The organism is Roseivivax halotolerans, assembly GCF_900115815.1.
Lineage (GTDB): Bacteria > Pseudomonadota > Alphaproteobacteria > Rhodobacterales > Rhodobacteraceae > Roseivivax > Roseivivax halotolerans.
Genome location: NZ_FOXV01000003.1, coordinates 331232 through 348594, shown reverse-complemented (window position 1 = coordinate 348594; position 17363 = coordinate 331232). Strand labels below are relative to the sequence as shown.

Annotated in this window: 18 protein-coding genes and 1 tRNA gene; 14 read left to right on the top strand and 5 right to left on the bottom strand. The window is 65.1% G+C overall.

From position 1 onward, the window contains the following. Positions 1-156 precede the first annotated feature (156 nt). Entirely contained in the window at positions 157-1722 is a 1566-nt protein-coding gene (locus BM171_RS06675) for a bifunctional metallophosphatase/5'-nucleotidase (RefSeq protein ID WP_093010046.1), read from the top strand. A gap of 172 nt (positions 1723-1894) precedes the next feature. Here the strand turns inward: BM171_RS06675 and BM171_RS06670 are convergent. Continuing rightward, positions 1895-1984, bottom strand: a tRNA-Ser gene (locus tag BM171_RS06670). Positions 1985-2129: 145 nt separating this feature from the next. Here BM171_RS06670 and BM171_RS06665 point away from each other — a divergent pair. The 7 genes from BM171_RS06665 to BM171_RS06635 all read left to right on the top strand — a co-directional run bounded on the left by BM171_RS06665 (position 2130) and on the right by BM171_RS06635 (position 8393). Next, the gene (locus tag BM171_RS06665) at positions 2130-2936 is read left to right on the top strand and encodes a DUF2059 domain-containing protein (RefSeq protein WP_093010045.1); all 807 of its coding nucleotides are present in this window, start codon (positions 2130-2132) and stop codon (positions 2934-2936) included. Positions 2937-3141: 205 nt separating this feature from the next. Beyond that, a complete protein-coding gene (locus BM171_RS06660; protein WP_093010044.1) occupies positions 3142-3792 on the top strand; it encodes a 50S ribosomal protein L21 in 651 nt (216 codons plus the stop codon). A gap of 28 nt (positions 3793-3820) precedes the next feature. Continuing rightward, positions 3821-4090 (top strand): 50S ribosomal protein L27, encoded by a 270-nt coding sequence (gene rpmA, locus BM171_RS06655; RefSeq protein WP_093010043.1) that lies wholly within the window; start codon positions 3821-3823, stop codon positions 4088-4090. Positions 4091-4286: 196 nt separating this feature from the next. Next, the gene (locus BM171_RS06650) at positions 4287-4826 is read left to right on the top strand and encodes a GNAT family N-acetyltransferase (RefSeq protein ID WP_093010042.1); all 540 of its coding nucleotides are present in this window, start codon (positions 4287-4289) and stop codon (positions 4824-4826) included. Positions 4827-4942: 116 nt separating this feature from the next. Then, a complete protein-coding gene (gene obgE / locus BM171_RS06645) occupies positions 4943-5992 on the top strand; it encodes a GTPase ObgE (protein WP_093010041.1) in 1050 nt (349 codons plus the stop codon). Further along, positions 5980-7086: a glutamate 5-kinase gene (proB, locus tag BM171_RS06640; RefSeq protein WP_093010040.1), complete on the top strand. Its 1107-nt coding sequence runs from the start codon at positions 5980-5982 to the stop codon at positions 7084-7086. Before obgE ends, proB begins: the two co-directional genes overlap by 13 nt. Positions 7087-7127: 41 nt before the next feature. Further along, positions 7128-8393, top strand: coding sequence for a glutamate-5-semialdehyde dehydrogenase (locus tag BM171_RS06635; RefSeq protein ID WP_093010039.1), 1266 nt, complete (start codon positions 7128-7130; stop codon positions 8391-8393). A 9-nt stretch (positions 8394-8402) separates the two neighbouring features. Here BM171_RS06635 and BM171_RS06630 read toward each other — a convergent pair whose 3' ends face one another. Further along, on the bottom strand, positions 8403-9023 hold the full coding sequence (locus BM171_RS06630; RefSeq protein WP_175497502.1) for a histidine phosphotransferase family protein: 621 nt from the start codon (positions 9021-9023) through the stop codon (positions 8403-8405). Positions 9024-9034: 11 nt separating this feature from the next. Here BM171_RS06630 and BM171_RS06625 point away from each other — a divergent pair, with 11 nt between their 5' ends. The 6 genes from BM171_RS06625 to BM171_RS06600 all read left to right on the top strand — a co-directional run bounded on the left by BM171_RS06625 (position 9035) and on the right by BM171_RS06600 (position 14177). Next, positions 9035-9223 (top strand): DUF3553 domain-containing protein, encoded by a 189-nt coding sequence (locus BM171_RS06625; RefSeq protein ID WP_093010037.1) that lies wholly within the window; start codon positions 9035-9037, stop codon positions 9221-9223. Positions 9224-9339: 116 nt separating this feature from the next. Continuing rightward, positions 9340-10101: an L-ornithine N(alpha)-acyltransferase gene (gene olsB / locus BM171_RS06620; RefSeq protein ID WP_093010036.1), complete on the top strand. Its 762-nt coding sequence runs from the start codon at positions 9340-9342 to the stop codon at positions 10099-10101. After that, positions 10098-10934, top strand: coding sequence for a lyso-ornithine lipid O-acyltransferase (gene olsA / locus BM171_RS06615; RefSeq protein WP_093010035.1), 837 nt, complete (start codon positions 10098-10100; stop codon positions 10932-10934). Before olsB ends, olsA begins: the two co-directional genes overlap by 4 nt. A gap of 55 nt (positions 10935-10989) precedes the next feature. Then, the gene (ccmE, locus tag BM171_RS06610) at positions 10990-11445 is read left to right on the top strand and encodes a cytochrome c maturation protein CcmE (protein WP_093010034.1); all 456 of its coding nucleotides are present in this window, start codon (positions 10990-10992) and stop codon (positions 11443-11445) included. A 100-nt stretch (positions 11446-11545) separates the two neighbouring features. Then, the gene (locus tag BM171_RS06605) at positions 11546-12883 is read left to right on the top strand and encodes a serine hydrolase domain-containing protein (RefSeq protein WP_093010033.1); all 1338 of its coding nucleotides are present in this window, start codon (positions 11546-11548) and stop codon (positions 12881-12883) included. 37 nt (positions 12884-12920) lie between these two features. Beyond that, positions 12921-14177, top strand: coding sequence for an MFS transporter (locus BM171_RS06600; RefSeq protein WP_093010032.1), 1257 nt, complete (start codon positions 12921-12923; stop codon positions 14175-14177). On the opposite strand, the gene eno is transcribed toward BM171_RS06600, so the two are convergent. From eno to BM171_RS06585, 3 genes are all read right to left on the bottom strand, one after another. Further along, positions 14174-15451 (bottom strand): phosphopyruvate hydratase, encoded by a 1278-nt coding sequence (eno, locus tag BM171_RS06595; RefSeq protein ID WP_093010031.1) that lies wholly within the window; start codon positions 15449-15451, stop codon positions 14174-14176. The two genes, BM171_RS06600 and eno, sit on opposite strands and share 4 nt — an antisense overlap. A 79-nt stretch (positions 15452-15530) precedes the next feature. Further along, positions 15531-16427, bottom strand: coding sequence for a DMT family transporter (locus BM171_RS06590; protein ID WP_093010030.1), 897 nt, complete (start codon positions 16425-16427; stop codon positions 15531-15533). A 60-nt stretch (positions 16428-16487) separates the two neighbouring features. After that, a complete protein-coding gene (locus BM171_RS06585; protein ID WP_093010029.1) occupies positions 16488-17363 on the bottom strand; it encodes a DMT family transporter in 876 nt (291 codons plus the stop codon).

Below are 17363 nucleotides of genomic sequence, written 5' to 3'. Positions count from 1 at the left end.
GGGCGACCGGGCTGGACGAAAAGTGCCGATGGATTGATCTCGACGGTCCCGTCACGCACGCGTTACGCAAGGGTATTATCGGCCGCGGCACGGAGTGTTTTGACTTGCGCCGCGCGGCTCGCCAAGCTGACGTCATCCAACCTGAGGGAGACAAGAATGAAGGCCCGTATTCTGACAACGACCTGTGCACTGGCATTGACGGCCGGCACCGCGCAGGCCTGGGACCTGACCATCCTGCACACCAACGATTTCCACGATCGCTTCGAGCCGATCAACGCATACGATTCGACTTGCGCGCCCGAGGATAACGAGGCCGGCGAGTGCTTCGGCGGTATCGCCCGGATGGTCACCGCAATCGAGGCGGCGCGCGAAGAGGCCGGCGACAATGTGCTGCTGCTCGACGCGGGCGACCAGTTCCAGGGCTCGCTTTTCTTCACCGAATATGGCGGCGAGATCTCGGCCGAGTTCATGAATCAGATCGGCTATGATGCGATGGCCGTGGGCAACCACGAATTCGACAACGGGCCCGAAGGTCTGGCGGAGTTCCTCGATCTCGTGGACTTCCCGGTCCTCTCCGCCAACATCGATGTGAGCCAGAACAACATGCTCGCCGACAGGGTGCAGAAGTCGGTGACGCTCGATGTGAATGGCGAGCAGGTGGGCGTCATCTCGGTTCTTGCCGAGGACACCCCCGAGACCTCCTCTCCGGGCGATACGGTGATCTTCTCCTCCATTATCGACGCGGCACAGGCGCAGGTCGATGCGCTCACCGAGCAGGGCGTGAACAAGATCGTCCTCCTGACCCATGTGGGCTTTCCCGCCGATCGTCGACTCGCGGAAGAGGTCAGCGATGTCGACCTGATCATCGGCGGCCACAGCCATACGCTCTTGTCGAACGACGATGAGGACGCGGCGGGCAGCTACCCGACCGAGGTCAACGGCGTGCCGATCGTCACCGCATACGCCTACGGCAAGTACCTTGGCGAGGTGAAACTGACCTTCGACGATAACGGCGAGGTCACCGAGATCTCGGGCGATCCGATCCTTCTCGACGCATCGGTTGCCGAGGACGAAGAGGCGGTGGCGCGCATCGAGGAACTGGCGCAGCCGCTCGAGGAGCTCCGCAACGAAGTCGTCGCCGAGACGGGAAGCGCCATCGAAGGCTCCCGCGAGGTCTGCCGCGCCGGCGAATGCCAGATGGGCAACCTCGTCACCGACGCCATGCTCGACCGCGTGTCCGACCAGGGCGTTGTGATCGCCTTCCAGAACGGCGGCGGCCTGCGTGCCTCGATCGAGGCGGGTGAGGTGACCATGGGCGACGTCTACACCGTGCTGCCGTTCCAAAACACGCTTTCCACGTTCGAAGTGACCGGTCAGGATCTGATCGACGCGCTCGAGAATGGCGTGAGCCAGATGGAAGAGGGCGCCGGGCGGTTCCCGCAGGTCTCGGGCATGTCCTTCACGGTCGATCCCTCGGCGGAGGTCGGCAGCCGGATCTCCGAGGTGATGGTCGGCGACGAAGCCATCGACCCCGAAGCGACCTACGCGGTGGTCTCCAACAATTACGTCCGCAACGGCGGCGACGGGTATTCGATGTTCGTCGATGCCGAGAATGCCTACGATTTCGGTCCGGACGTTGCCGAGGTCGTGGCGGACTACCTCGCCGAGAACACGCCCTACGAGCCCTATACCGACGGGCGCATCACGGTGATGGGCAACTGAAAAAAACCTGGCCCTCGGGTCAGCGCTGGGGGCGTCCTGCCGGGCGCCCCTTTGTTTTGCCCATGCGGAGGAGTTTTAGCTGCCTGGGCTCGGCATGCGGTCCCGCAGATCGCGCTGCTGACCGCACATGCTCCGAACGCGTTATTTCTGGGAGAACCGAACGAGCGGTGTATGGCGGAGAGAGAGGGATTCGAACCCTCGGACCCCGTGAAGGGTCAACGGTTTTCGAGACCGCCCCGTTCGACCACTCCGGCACCTCTCCGCGGGGGTCTGTGGATGGGGCATGTAACGAAGCCGCGGGGGCTGTGCAACCCGGGCAGACGCAAAATTTCACGTCTGCGTATTGTGGTTGGACATGATGCGGGCGGTGCGTATCTCTAATCGGGACAGACAAGGGATCGTTCACTATGTTTCACCGCGCTTTTGCCGCCGCATTCGCCGTCTCGCTCGCCAGTCCCGGGGTGGCCCAGACCGCCGACGACCTTCTCGATGCGCTCAAGATCGAAGAGACGGTTGCGGTGATGCAGGCTGAAGGGCGCGATTACGGACGCGATCTGGCCGACAACATGCTCGGCGGCACGAGCGAGAGCTGGGAAGCCTCGGTCGCGCGGGTCTACGATGTCGAGGCGATGGAAGAAGCCGTGCGGACGGCCTTCCGCGAGGCATTGCCCGAGGATATGGCCGCTCCGCTTCTGGACTTCTTCACCTCCGATCTCGGCCGGGAGGTCGTCACGCTCGAGATCGAGGCGCGCGAGGCGATGGTCGACGAGGATGTCGAGGACGCCGCGCGGGAGCGCTACCGCGATCTCGAGGGCGGCGACGACGTCCGCCTTGGGCTCGTCGAGGATTTCGTCGAGGCCAATGATCTTGTCGAGCAGAACGTGTCGGGCGCGCTCAACGCGTCCTTTGCCTTCTACAATGGCCTCGCCGATGGCGGCGCGCTCGAGATGAGCGAAAGCGAGATGCTGTCGGAAATCTGGAGCCAGGAAGAGGACACCCGAAACGATACGACAGAATGGGTGCATGCCTACCTTCTGATGGCCTACGGCCCGCTCTCCGAGGACGAGCTGACACGCTACGTGGAGCTTTCCGAAAGCGAGGCGGGACGGGCGCTCAACCGGGCGCTGTTTGCCGGGTTCAACGCGATGTACAACGACATCTCCTACGCGATGGGATTGGCCGCCGCGTCCGAGATGGCGGCGACGGATCTTTAGCGCTCAGAAGCCCGCGACACTGCTTGACAGGACAGGGCTGCATCTGCATAAGCGCGGTTCTGACGATGGGGCTTACGGCCCCGCTTGTCATTTTTGAACGCAATGACGCTCCGCAATTCGGGGCGCGCTGTTCGAGGCGGGGGCGACCCCGGAACACCCGCGGGGCGGGGGCCGAAGAACGCGAGAGAGAACAAGGAAGACGCGCATGTTCGCGGTGATGAAGACCGGCGGCAAGCAATACAAGGTCCAGGCGGGCGACACGCTTCGGATCGAAAAGCTGGCTGCCGATGCTGGAGACAAGGTCCAGTTCAACGAGATTCTCATGCTGGGCGGCGACGACCTCACGGTTGGCGCGCCCCTCGTCGATGGTGCGGCCGTGCAGGCCGAGGTCGTCGATCAGATCAAGGGTGACAAGGTCATCCACTTCGTGAAGCGCCGCCGGAAGCATTCGTCGAAGCGCACCAAGGGCCACCGTCAGCAGCTGACGATGATCCGCGTGACCGACATCCTTTCCTCGGGTGCGGACAAGTCCGGCGTGAAAGCGGCCGTCGGTGCGGGCACGCTGCCCCGCGGGCTCGGCGAAGAGCGCTACACCGCCAACCGGGCGGAGCAGGCCGACATGAAGGCCCGCGTGAAGAACGACGAAGCCGAAGAGAAGCCGACTCCCGCGGCCGGTGTCTCCGAAGGCGCGAAGGACGATCTCAAGGAAATCAACGGGATCGGCCCTGCCGCAGAAAAGAAGCTGAACGAAGCCGGGATCACGAGCTTTTCCCAGCTTGCAGCACTCGACGCCGACAGCTTCGACGCTGTTAAGTTGAAACCCGAATGGATCGAAGAGGCGAAGGCGAAAGCCTGAGCCGCGATTGAGACAGGAGACTTAACCAATGGCACATAAAAAAGCAGGCGGTTCCTCCCGCAACGGTCGCGACTCCGCCGGCCGTCGTCTGGGCGTAAAGCTCTACGGTGGCGAGCGCGCGATCCCCGGCAACATCATCGTGCGTCAGCGCGGCACCAAGTTCTATGCAGGCAATGGCGTCGGCATGGGCAAGGATCACACGCTGTTCGCAACGGCCGAAGGCTCCGTGACCTTTTCGAAAGGTCTCAAGGGACGTACCTTCGTATCCGTTCTTCCAGTGGCCGAGGCCGCCGAGTAAGCCGACCCCGTCGGGCACGAATAACCAGGGGATCGGTGGAAACACCGGTCCCTTTTTTCGTTCTCGACATGGCCGGAAACGGCTTGGTCATTTCGGTGCAAGATAATCTGGACATCGCACGGACCGAGACCAATTTAACATGCATGCCGGCATCAGCTTTGGAGGAATGCGCGGGCATGAGTGGAGGAGAGACACAATGAGCCTCGACCAGGTCATCACGCAGCCGGTCATCGAGACGGCGCGCTTCGATCTGCGCCCGTTACGCATGTCGGATCAGGGTCTCATCGCCCATCACGCCGGCGACAAGCGCGTGGCCTGCATGACCGGCGCGATCCCGCATCCCTATCCGCCCGGCGCGGCCGAAGCCTACGTCACGCGCGCCAATGCCCCCGATCGGACCGAGGATATCTGGGCGATCGACGGTCAGAAGTCCGATCTACCCGAGCTCATGGGCGTGATTTCTCTCAAGCGGATGGACCGCAACCAGTCCGAGATCGGCTATTGGGTCGTGCCGGCCTTGTGGAATACCGGCCTTGCCTCGGATGCGGTCGAAGCCTTGGTCGCGGCCAACCCGATGCGAAATGGCACGATGTTCGCCAGCGTCTTCCAGGACAACACCGCTTCGGCGCGTGTGCTGACGAAGCTCGGCTTTGAGTATATCGGCGATGCGGAGACGTTCTGCGTCGCTCGCGAGGCCAAGGTTCCGACCTGGACCTACATCAAGAAGCTCGCCTGACGCGCATGAGCAGAGGGGTGTGCGACAGGCGGTATGATCGCCGCCTGTAAGCCGATCCCTTGAGGCCGGCGCGTTTTGGACGTATCGGCGAGGGCGCGACAGGAAAGGCCCGGCTCATGAAATTCCTCGACCTCTGCAAGGTCTATATCCGCTCCGGCTCCGGCGGGTCGGGTGCTGCGAGCTTCCGGCGCGAGAAATATATCGAATACGGTGGCCCGGATGGTGGCGACGGCGGCTCGGGCGGGTCTGTCTGGGTGGAGGCCGTGGACGGGCTCAACACGCTGATCGACTTCCGCTACCAGCAGCATTTCTTCGCGCAGAACGGCCAGGCAGGCATGGGCCGTCAAAAAACGGGCCGCGACGGCGAAGACATCACCCTGCGCGTGCCCGTGGGGACAGAGATCCTTGATGAGGACCAGGAGACCGTTCTCGCGGACCTTACCGAGCTTGGACAGAAGGTCGAGCTTGCGCGCGGTGGCAATGGCGGCTGGGGCAACGTCCACTTCAAGAGCGCCACGAACCAGGCGCCGCGCCGCGCCAACCCGGGTCAGCAAGGCGTCGAGCGGACGATCTGGCTGCGGCTCAAGCTCATCGCGGATGTGGGGCTCCTGGGGTTGCCGAACGCGGGCAAGTCCACCTTCCTTGCCGCCACCTCCAATGCGCGGCCGAAGATCGCCGATTATCCTTTTACCACGCTGCATCCCAATCTTGGGGTCGTCGGCGTCGACAACGTGGAATTCGTGGTCGCGGACATTCCGGGCCTCATCGAGGGCGCCCATGAGGGACGGGGCCTCGGCGATCTGTTCCTGGGACATGTGGAGCGCTGCGCGGCGCTCTTGCATCTCGTGGACGGCACGTCCGGCACGCTCCTTGAGGATTACAAGACGATCATCAACGAGATCGAGGAATACGGATCGGGACTCGCCGACAAGCCGCGCATCACCGTTCTGAACAAGGTCGATGCGCTTGACGAGGAAGAGCGGACTTTCCTGCGCGAGGAACTGGAGGAGGTGGCCGGATCCCGCGTCTTCGTGATGTCCGGTATCTCGGGCGAGGGCGTCACCCATGTTCTGCGCGCGCTGCGCGCCGAGGTCGAGGCGACCCGTGCGCTGCGCCGCCGCGAAGAAGCGGGCGACGAGGAGGAGAGCGGCGGATGGCAGCCCTGAGCGACGCGCGCCGCGTCGTCGTCAAGATCGGCTCGGCGCTACTCGTCGACAAGGAAACCGGGGCGTTCCGCGACGCGTGGTTGCGCGGTATGGCCGAGGATGTGGCGCGGCTGCGCGCGCGGGGCGCTGATGTCGTGTTGGTCTCGTCGGGCTCCATCGCTCTCGGGCGCGGCGTGCTGGGCCTGCCGCGCAGCGACCTGCCGCTCGAGCAGAGCCAGGCGGCGGCGGCTGTGGGTCAAATCCGGCTGGCCCGCGCCTGGGAAGAGGGCCTCGCGCCCCACGGCATCACCACCGCGCAGGTGCTCGTCACGCTCGAGGACAGCGCCGATCGCCGACGTTACCTCAATTCGCGCGCCACGATGGAAGCGCTGCTGGCGCATGGCGTCGTGCCTATCGTGAACGAGAACGATACCGTCGCGACCGACGAGATCCGGTATGGTGACAATGACCGGCTCGCAGCGCAGGTCGCCGTGACGGTCGGGGCGGACCAGCTGATCCTGTTGTCGGATGTCGACGGGTTCTACTCGGGAAATCCCGCGCTCGATGCCGGCGCGCGGCGCTTCGACGTGATCGAGCGCATCACGCCAGAGATCGAGGCCATGGCCGGCGATGCGGGGTCAGGTCTGTCCAAGGGCGGCATGAAAACCAAGATTCTCGCGGCCAAGACGGCGACGGCGGCCGGTTGTGCGATGGCGATCACCGAAGGATCGGGGGTGAAGCCACTCAGCGCGCTCGAAGCGGGCGCGCCTGTGACATGGTTCACGCCTCAGACCGACCCGCATACCGCCCGCAAGCGCTGGATCGCGGCTATGAAACCCCGCGGCGCCCTCGTTGTCGATGCCGGCGCGGAGACCGCGCTCACGGCGGGCCGGTCGCTTCTGCCCGCGGGCGTGGCCAATGTCGAAGGCAGTTTCGGTCGGGGCGATCCGGTTGCGATCAAGACTGTGGGCGGCGCGATGCTGGGCTATGGGCTGACGCGATACACCGCGGCCGAGGCGCGCGCGATCCGGGGACACAAGTCCAACGAGATCGAGGCGATCCTCGGCTATCCGGGCCGGGCCGTGCTGATCCACAGGGACGACATGGCGCTTTGAGCCATGTTAGGCTTGCGCTGCCAGAGAAGAGGGCGACAGAGATGAAAGACCACAGCGATATCGCCGCGACGATGGACGAGATCGGCGCACGCGCCAAAGCGGCGGCGGCTGAGCTGGCCTATGCCACACCTGCGGCCAAGACCCGTGCCCTGACCGAAGCCGCGGACGCCATCGACGCGCAGAAGGCCGAGATCGTTGCCGCGAACGCCCAGGATCTGGAGTTCGGCCGCGAAAAGGGTCTTTCGAATGCGATGATGGATCGGCTCATGCTTGACGATGCGCGCGTTGCGGCCATTGCGGCGGCGCTGTGCGAGGTCGCGGCGCTGACGGACCCGGTCGGATCTGTCATGGCCGAATGGGACCGTCCGACGGGGCTCCATATCTCGCGCGTCCGGACACCGCTCGGTGTGATCGGCGTGATCTATGAGAGCCGCCCGAACGTGACCGCCGATGCCGGTGCGCTCTGTCTCAAGGCGGGCAATGCGGCGATCCTGCGCGGCGGTTCGGAGAGCTTTCATTCCTCCCGCGCGATCCATGCCTGCCTTGTCCAGGGCTTGCAGGCGGCTGGTCTGCCGGAGGATGCCGTCCAGCTCGTGCCGACGCGCGACCGGGCGGCCGTGTCGCATCTTCTCGGCATGACGGAGTATGTGGACGTGATCGTGCCGCGCGGCGGCAAGGGTCTTGTCGGTCTCGTTCAGCGCGAGGCCCGGGTGCCGGTCTTCGCGCATCTCGAGGGGATCGTGCATATCTATATCGACAAGGACGCCGACCCGCAGAAAACGCTCGATGTCGTGCTGAATGCGAAGACCAGGCGCACAGGCGTGTGCGGCGCGGCGGAATGCCTTCTGATCCACGAAGACGTGGTGGAAACGATCGGGCAGGGCGTGATCCGTGCACTGATCGACAAGGGCGTCGAGGTGCGTGGCGACGAGCGCCTTCAAGCCATCGACGGCGTGACCCCTGCCGATGCGGAGGATTGGGGGCGCGAATATCTCGATATGATCGTGGCCACCCGGGTCGTGCCGGATATCGACGCGGCCATCGCGCATATCGCGCGCTACAGCTCCTCGCATACCGAGTGCATCCTCACGGAAGAGCCGAGCGCGGCGGAGCGGTTCTTCGCGCGCGTCGATTCGGCGATCCTAATGCACAACGCATCGACCCAGTTCGCCGATGGCGGCGAGTTCGGGATGGGCGCTGAAATCGGGATCGCGACCGGCAAGATGCATGCGCGGGGCCCCGTGGGCGTCGAGCAGCTGACCTCGTTCAAATATATCGTCGTCGGCGACGGTACGGTGCGCGCCTGATCCTGCCGGTCAGATGAAAAGCGTGACCGCTTCGGCATCGACGTCGAGCCGGATGTCACGCCCTGCTGTCCGCGCAGCCTCTGCGAGAAGCGCGAATTGAACCGTCGCGGGCGTGACCTCTAGGGTCTGGCCGGGGGCGGTCAGCCCACCCCAGAGCGCCTTGTCGAGACGGGGGAGGGCGCCTTGGGTCAAGAGCTGCCACCGGCCGCCCTCATGGCGCATCTCCACCGAGCAACGGCGCGGCAGGGCCGTATCGAGGCAGAGATACGCCAGAAAACCGAACCGCAGCTCTGCGCGAGACAGGGCTGTTTCGACGCGCCAGACCGGGCTTGTGCGGCCATCCCTCGCAAAGTCCGCGATCAGGCGGCCGGCGTCGGTCGGGGCGATCAGCGCATCGGCGCCGGCAGGCCCGAAAACCACGCGAAAAAAGCCGATGCGCGCGACGCAGGCGCGCTGGCTTTCCGCGACAAGTGTCATCTCGGGCGCGTGGGCGCTTGCGCCGGACAGTTCCAGAAGTTCCAGCCCGTTGCCGATAGCCCCGATCGGAGATATCAGGTCATGACAGATGCGAGCGCCGATCAGCCCGGCAAGATCAACGTCGCGCCCATCGAGAGTGGCGAGTTCAGACACAAGAGTCCCCCATGTCCGAAGACCTGAATTCGATCCTCGAGCCCGGCATGATCGTGGAGCATCCCGACAAGCCCGAATGGGGGCGCGGGCAGGTGCAATCGAATATCGGTGGGCGCATCACGGTCAACTTCCGGGAAGAAGGCAAGGTCGTCATCGACGGCAAGCGCGTGTCGCTTGTGCCGATCTTCGGCGAAGACTAGCCGCGCATCGTTAGCAAAGGGTTAACGGCCGAACCCTCGGACCGGCCTCGAGTTGCAATCGGGTCCCCTGCTGTCCTAAACGGGCGCGAAACGACGATCAGGCAGTTCATCTCGCGATGTTCAAGACCGCTCCTCAGTTCCGCGTGGCCCTTGCCGAGAGCGAGGCCGATCTTCGTGCCGCGCAGCGCTTGCGCTACGAGGTGTTCGTCGAGGAGTTGGGCGGATCGGGCGCAATGGTCGATCACGCGGCGCGGCTCGAGATGGACCGGTTCGATCCGATCTTCGACCACCTTCTGCTATTTGACGATGCGCGTCCCGCAGATCCCGTTGTCGGCGTCTACCGTCTCTTGCCCGACACGCAGGCCCGCGAGATCGGCCAGTTCTATTCCGAGGACGAGTACGACCTCTCGCCGCTCCACGCCTCGGGCCGCCGGTTGATGGAGCTCGGGCGCTCGTGCCTGCACCGCGATTATCGCGGCGGGCCTGGGATGATGCATCTCTGGCAGGGGCTTGCCGATTATGTGGAGCGTCACGGGATCGAGATCCTTTTCGGCGTTGCCTCCTTTCATGGCACCGATACCTCGGCGCTGGCTCAGCCGCTGTCCAATCTTCACTACAATCACCTCGCACCCGAAGTGCTGCGTGTGCGCTCCCGTGCGTTCGAGCGGATGGATCTGGTTCCTCAAGACGCGCTGGACCGGCCACGGGCCGTGCGAGAGACCCCGGCGCTGATCAAGGGCTATCTGCGGCTCGGCGGTGCGGTAGGCGAGGGCGCGTTCGTGGACCGCGCATTCAATACCGTCGATGTCTGCCTCGTGATGGACACAGCGACGCTCGAGCCGATGCGGCGGGCGATTTACGCCAAGGGTCGCGCATGAGCACCTGGCACGGTGCACCCGAGCCGCCGCAGCCGATCTTCGGACCAAGCGACTGGCTGAGGATCGCGCTGCGCGGCGCCCCGATGGGCTGCGTCGTCTTTGGCGGGCTGGCGCTGACGCTGGTTCTGCGCCTCATCGAGCGTCCGCTTTTCGGCATGCGTCGGCCGGTGACGCCCTCGATCACGCGCTGCGTGTGCCAAGCCTCGCTCGCGATCCTCGGGATCAAGGTCGTGCGCGAGGGCACGCCTTTGCAAGAGCCCGGCGCGATGGTGGCCAACCATGCGTCCTGGCTCGATATTTTCGTGCTGAACGCCGCGACAAACCTCTATTTCGTCTCGAAGGCCGAGGTTGCCGGCTGGCCGGGGATTGGTTGGCTCGCCCGGGCAACGGGCACCGTTTTCATCGAGCGCGACCGCCGTCATGCCGCAGCGCAGGCCAGGCTTTTCGAGGCGCGGCTCCGCCACGGGCATCGTCTGCTTTTCTTTCCCGAAGGCACGTCCACGGACGGGATGCGGGTGCTGCCCTTCAAGACGACACTGTTCGAAGCGTTCCGCACCGAGGGGCTGAGCGAGCGGATGCATCTGCAATCCGTCGCGGTCATCTACCACGCCCCAAAATCGGCGCGGCCTGACTTCTACGGGTGGTGGGGTGAGATGGATTTTGGCCCGCATCTTCTGCGGATGCTGGCGGCAAAGCGACACGGCTCCGTCACGCTTGTCTTCGCACCGCCCGTCGCCGTTGGGGATTTCGCGGATCGCAAAGCGCTTGCCCGGCATCTCGAGGCCGAATTGCGCGCCCGGCACGAGGCAGCCCTGCGGCAGGAGCGCCTCTAGGCGCGGTCCGCCCGATCGATTATATCTTCGCTGATACCCTTATTTCCGAGGTGACATGGCCCTTACGTCGCTCAAGAAGAAACGCCGCATCCAGATCGTTGCCCTGACAGCCGTGGCGCTGGTGATCTCCACCGCGCTCATCGGCTATGCCATGCGCGACGGGATCAACTTCTTCCGCTCGCCGAGCCAGGTCGCCGAAGAGCCGCCCGCGCCGAACGAGGTGTTTCGCATCGGCGGGCTTGTCGAGGAGGGCAGCCTCGTGCGCGGGCAGGGGGAGACGATTTCCTTCCGCGTCACCGATGGCGGTGCCAGCGTGCCCGTCACCTATACCGGCGTGCTTCCCGACCTGTTCGAAGAGAACCAGGGCATGGTCGGCACCGGGCGCTACGTGAATGGCACCTTCGAGGCGAGCGAGATCCTTGCCAAGCACGACGAGACCTATATGCCCAAAGAGGTGGTCGACGCGCTGAAAGAGCAGGGTGTCTATCAGGAAAGTGCGCCCGAGAGCTGAGGGCCGGGCAGGAGCGGTCTCGGTAACGCCGCGGAAGGCTGGAAGCCGCCCTCTGGCTCGCGCAGTCTGGTCCCGCACGTAGCGGGAAGGGCTCAATCTGATGTTCAGGAAAATCTTTGCCGGGGTGATTGGCGTCATCGTCGTCGCGGCTGTCGGGCTCATCGGGTTCCTTTTTGTCGCGCCGCCGGACCTTCTGCGGGTCGGCACGAACTATTCCGCGAAGATCGTCTGTTCCAACGTCTTCCTCGCCGGTCGCGATGCGGGCGAGGTGCTGGCCGAAGACGTGCAGGCGCCTGGCCACCCTCTGCTGCGGCACATCTCCGTCACCGTGGATGAAGACGAGCGTGCCGTCGACGCGCGCCTGTTCCGGTTCTTCGCACCAGCGCGCTCGGAATATCGGCCGGGGCTTGGTTGCACCAATGTTCACGGCGCGGCGCTCAGCGATGCCGAACTCGAACCCGTAACCGCTGACGTTCAAGGGCTCTGGCCCGAAGGCAACGAGGTCGCGCCCTCGCAGGATCCCGAGATAGACGCCGTTCTGTCGGACGAGGCGCTGCTCGGCCCTGGTTACCGCGCGATTGTCGTCGTGCGCGGCGGCCGGATCGTTGGAGAGACATATGCCGAAGGATTCGACGCCGAGACGCCGCTTCTTGGCTGGTCGATGACCAAGACCGTGACCGCCGGTCTGATCGGCACGCTGATCGCGTCGGGAGAGATGACGCGCGACGGCGATCTCACGGGCAGTTTCCCGGCCTGGTCCGAAGACGACCGGTCGGCGATCACCGTCGAAGACATGCTGGCGATGTCGAGCGGGCTCGAATGGAACGAAGGATACGGCAACGTCACCGACGTGACCTCGATGCTCTACCTGACCGATGACATGGCCGGTTACGCCTCGAACAAGCCGCTCGCGGCTGAGATCGGCGCGGAGTTCACCTATTCTTCCGGCACCTCGACGATGCTATCGCGCCGCTGGCAGGACGTTGTGGGAGACGGCAGCCTCTCTTATCCGCGCGATGCGCTTTTCGGTCCCCTCGGCATGAATTCGGCCGTGATGGAGACCGATGCCGAAGATACCTATGTCGGCTCGAGCTACATGTACGCGACCGCGCGTGACTGGGCCCGGTTCGGCCAATTCCTTCTGCAGGATGGTTCCTGGGGCGGCGCGCGGCTTCTGCCGGAAGGGTTCACGGATTGGATGGAAGCGCCTGTCGCCGCGTCCGAGGGACGCTACGGGCAGGGACATCTCTGGCTCGAAGGGACCCGGAACGGCGCGCAGTTCGCAGACGCGTTCTGGATGCGCGGTCATGACGGGCAATCGGTCGGCATCTTCCCGTCGGAAGACATGGTGATCGTGCGGCTGGGCCTTACGCCGTCAGACCTCGGCTATTCGGCCCTGCCGCTGGCCGAGGCATTGATCGCCGCCTTCGAAGGCTGATAGGAGGCGGGCGACCACAACCGCCAGCTTCCGTGTCATGGTACGCAGCCTTCTTCCTCTGACGGCCCTCTTGATGGGGTCCGCGTTCCTCCTCTTTGCCGGTGGCCTCAACGGGTTGATCCTGCCGGTCCGGGGTGAGGCGGAAGGCTTCACAGCGGCTTCGCTCGGCCTGCTCGGCACAGGCTGGGCCATTGGATATGTCGCGGGCTGTCTCGGTACGCCGAGACTCGTGGCGCGGGTCGGCCACATCCGGTCTTTCGGCGCGATGTGCGCGATTGCCGCGATCGCGGTCTTGCTGTCGCTGCTCCTCATTACGCCTTGGGTCTGGATCCCGGTTCGGGCCTTGTCGGGCTTTTGTTTCGCGGGCGCGGCCATGATCGTCGAGAGCTGGCTGAACGAGCGCGCCGAGGCGGGCTCTCGCGGGCGGATCTTCGGCGTCTACACGATGGTGAACCTCTTCGCCTCCACCGCCGGACAGATGTCGCTGACCCTCGGCGATGCGTCCGGTTACGTCTTCTTCGTGATCGCCGCGATGGTCTATTGTCTCGCGCTTCTGCCGACCGCGATGAGCGCGACGATGACGCCGAAACCGCTGACGCAGGTCTCGCTCAATCTTCGCGCGCTCTGGCGCAATTCGCCGGTCGCGGTCTTCTCGGTCTTCATGATCGGCATCGCGAATGCTTCGTTCGGCACGCTCGCGGCGGTCTACGGCGCACGGATCGGCTTGTCGCTGTCCGATATCGCACTCTTCGCGAGCATTCCGATCCTGGCGGGCGCGGTGGCGCAGATCCCGGTCGGATACCTTTCGGACAAGTTCGAGCGGCGCAAGGTGCTGATCGGAGTGGCCCTCGTCGCGGTTGTGGCGGACGGGCTCTTTATCATGGCTGGAGAGCCGGGGCGCACGTTGGTCCTCGCGCTCGTTGCGCTCTTCGGGGCGAGTGTCTTCGCGATGTACCCGGTGATCGTCGCCCATGCGAACGATCACGCCGAGCCCGGATCGTTCATCCAGGTCAGCGGCGGGCTGCTTCTGGTGTTCGGCCTGGGGTCGATTCTTGGGCCGACCCTCGCGGGCTATGCGATGACGGCTTACGGCGCGGCGACACTCTTTGCCGTGATCGGGGTCGCACATGTCCTGCTGATCGTCTTCGCGATCCTGCGGCTCAGAACGACGGCGGCCGTGCCGAAGGCGCAGAAGACCGATTTCCAGGCGGGTCCGCTTGCGCGGTCCCAGACCCCGGAAACCCTTGCCCTGGCGGCCGATCCCGAGACCGGCCAGCCAGAAAGCACGCCTTAGCGCTTCAGGATCGAGCGGCCGGCATAGATCGCCGTCTCGCCGAGCGCTTCCTCGATGCGGATGAGCTGGTTGTACTTCGCCAGCCGGTCCGAGCGCGCGAGGCTGCCCGTCTTGATTTGTCCGCAATTCGTCGCCACCGCGAGATCGGCGATGGTCGCGTCCTCGGTCTCGCCCGAGCGGTGGGACATCACGTTGGTATAGCGGGCGCGGTGAGCCATATCGACCGCCGCCAGCGTCTCGGTGAGCGATCCGATCTGGTTCACCTTCACCAGCATCGAGTTGGCGACGCCGCGCGAGATCCCGTCCGCAAGGCGCGTCGGGTTCGTCACGAAAAGATCGTCGCCAACGAGCTGGACGCGTTCACCGAGTTTGTCCGTGAGGATCTTCCAGCCGTCCCAATCGTCCTCCGAGCAGCCGTCCTCGATGGAAATGATCGGATATTCGTCGCAGAGCTTGGCGAGGTAGTCGACGTTCTCTTCGGGCGTGAGCGAGAGGCCTTCGCCCTTCATCTCGTACTTGCCGTCCTTGAAGTATTCCGTCGAGGCGGCGTCGAGCGCGAGATACATGTCCTCGCCCGGCTTGTAGCCGGCCTTCTCGATGGATTTGAGGATGAAATCGAGCGCATCGCGCGTGCCCTTCAGCTCAGGCGCGAAGCCGCCCTCGTCGCCGAGGCCCGTGGACATCCCCGCAGAAGAGAGCTCTTTCTTCAGCGTGTGGAAAACTTCGGAGCCCATGCGGACCGCCTCGCGGATCGAGGTCGCGGCGACCGGCATGATCATGAATTCCTGGATGTCGATCGGGTTGTCGGCGTGCTCGCCGCCATTGATGATGTTCATCATCGGCACCGGCAGAACGCGCGCCGAGGTGCCGCCCACGTAGCGATAGAGCGGCTGCTCGGTGTAGTCGGCGGCGGCCTTCGCGACCGCGAGAGAGACGCCGAGGATCGCGTTCGCGCCGAGCCGGCCCTTGTTGTCGGTGCCGTCGAGCTCGATCATCGTCTGATCGATGCTGACCTGTTCGGTCGCGTCCATGCCCAGAAGCTCTTCGGCAATCTCGCCGTTGACCGAGGCGACGGCGTCCATCACGCCCTTGCCCTTGTAGCGGCCGGCATCGCCGTCGCGCCGCTCTACCGCCTCGTAGGCGCCGGTCGACGCACCCGAGGGGACCGCGGCGCGGCCCATCGTGCCGTCCTCGAGCGTGACGTCGACCTCGACGGTCGGGTTGCCGCGGCTGTCGAGGATCTCTCGGGCGAAGATGTCGATGATGATGCTCATGGGTGGGCTCCTGTCCCTTGTCGCATGTCGTTGCCTTCGACCTATACCAGCCTGCCGCGCGCTGTAAACGCAGGCGGGCTCAGTGATAGCGGGCTTCGCGCCTTCGCGCCTCGATCCGGCCCAGACGGCGCTCGCGCAGGAACGTGTAGAGCCCCGAGCCGATGATGAGCGCCGCGCCGAGATAGGTGGCAAGGTCCGGCCTCTCGCCGAAGATCGTGACGCCGATGAGAAGCGCGAAGAGCATGCGAGAGAAGCGGAAGGGCGTGACCACCGACACCTCGCCCGTGCGCGAGGCCGAGGTGATCGCGTAATACGCCAGCATCCCGGTCAGGACCGCGCCTGCCAGAAGGAGCGTCAGCCGCCCGTCCGGCCAGACCGGCGCCTCGCCCGATGCGAGGATCAGGATGAGGCCCGTCGGGATGAGGCTCAGGAACCCGTACGCGGCCAGCTGAAGATGGGGGATACCTTTCGGGACCGCCCGCGCCGCGAGGTCTCGCGCCGCGAGCCCGAACACAGCCAGCACCGCCCAGAGCGCATTGGGGTCGAAGACCTGAAGGCCCGGACGGATGATGACGAGCACCCCCACGAGGCCCGCGAGGATCGCGGACCAGCGCCGCCAGCCGACTGCCTCGCCGAAGAACACTGCCGCGCCGAGCGTCACGACGAGCGGCATCGCCTGCGCGATGGCAGAAGCGGTCGAGAGCGGGATGGTGGTGATCGCCGTGACGAACCCGATCGTGCCCGCGATTTCGGAGAGATTTCGCAGCATGACCGGGCGCGTGAGAAGATCGCCTGTCAGCAGCCGGATGCCCCGCCGCCGGGTGATCGCCCAGAAGACCGCACCGCCCACACATCCGATCACGATCAGGATCTGACCCGTCGGCATGTCCGTCGCGGCGGTTTTGATGAAGGCGTCCTCGACCGCGAACCCCGCCATGGCGAGGATCATCAGGAGCGCGCCGCGCACATTGTCCATGAGGGCTCCGCTAAGTTGCGTCCTCGGGCTAACCCGCTTTCGACGGCTTGGCCAGTAGCCTCACATCCGCGCGCGCCGCTTCGGCCGGGCGAGATAGATTGCGAGCGCGCCGACCACGATAGCCCCCCCGGTGAGCATCCGGGAGGTAGGGGCTTCGCCGGTCCCGATCCAGACCCAGAGCGGCCCGAGCACCGTCTCGAGGAGCATCAGAAGGCTCACATTGGCCGCCGCTGTGTAGCGTGACGCCAGAGACAGCGAGAAGAACGAGATTGGCAGGATGAGAAGCGCGGTCAGGAGGATCGCGGGCACGTTTCCCACAGGCATCTGCGCCGGGCCGGTGACCGAGATCCCGATCATCCCGGCGCAGAGCGCGCCCAGCCCCATCGCCAGAAGGATCGGCACCTCGCCGTGAAAGCGCAGCGTCGTGAAGTTGAGCGCCAGAACGAAGGCGACCCCGACGCCGCAAAGCGCGCCGAGCGCCGCACCAGGCGAGACGGCGAGATCGCCCTTGCCGGTCACGGCGATGGCGATGCCCGCGAGAACCAAGCCGATGGTGATCCATGTCGCCCGGCCCGTCGTCTCTCCGTAGAGGAACCGCGACAGGAGCGCGGACCAGACCGGCGCGGTTGCCACGCCGATCAGCATGACCGCCACCGGGGCAAGCGCGATGCCGGTCGGGAAGAGCATCGCATTCAGAACCTGCGCGCCCACGATGGTCAGACCCGCGCCGGTGCCGAGCATCGCGATGTCGCGCGCGCGGTTCCTGCTGGTCAAAGCCCACGCGATCAGGAAGAGCGCGCCCATGGAGGTGCCGCGCCAGGAGACCATCTGCATCCCGTCCATGCCCGAGAGGCGCATGAAGAGTGCGTCGGGCGACAGGACCAGCGCGCCGAAGGCAGCCAGCCCGATCCCGAAGGCCGGGTGTCTGGAGGTCAT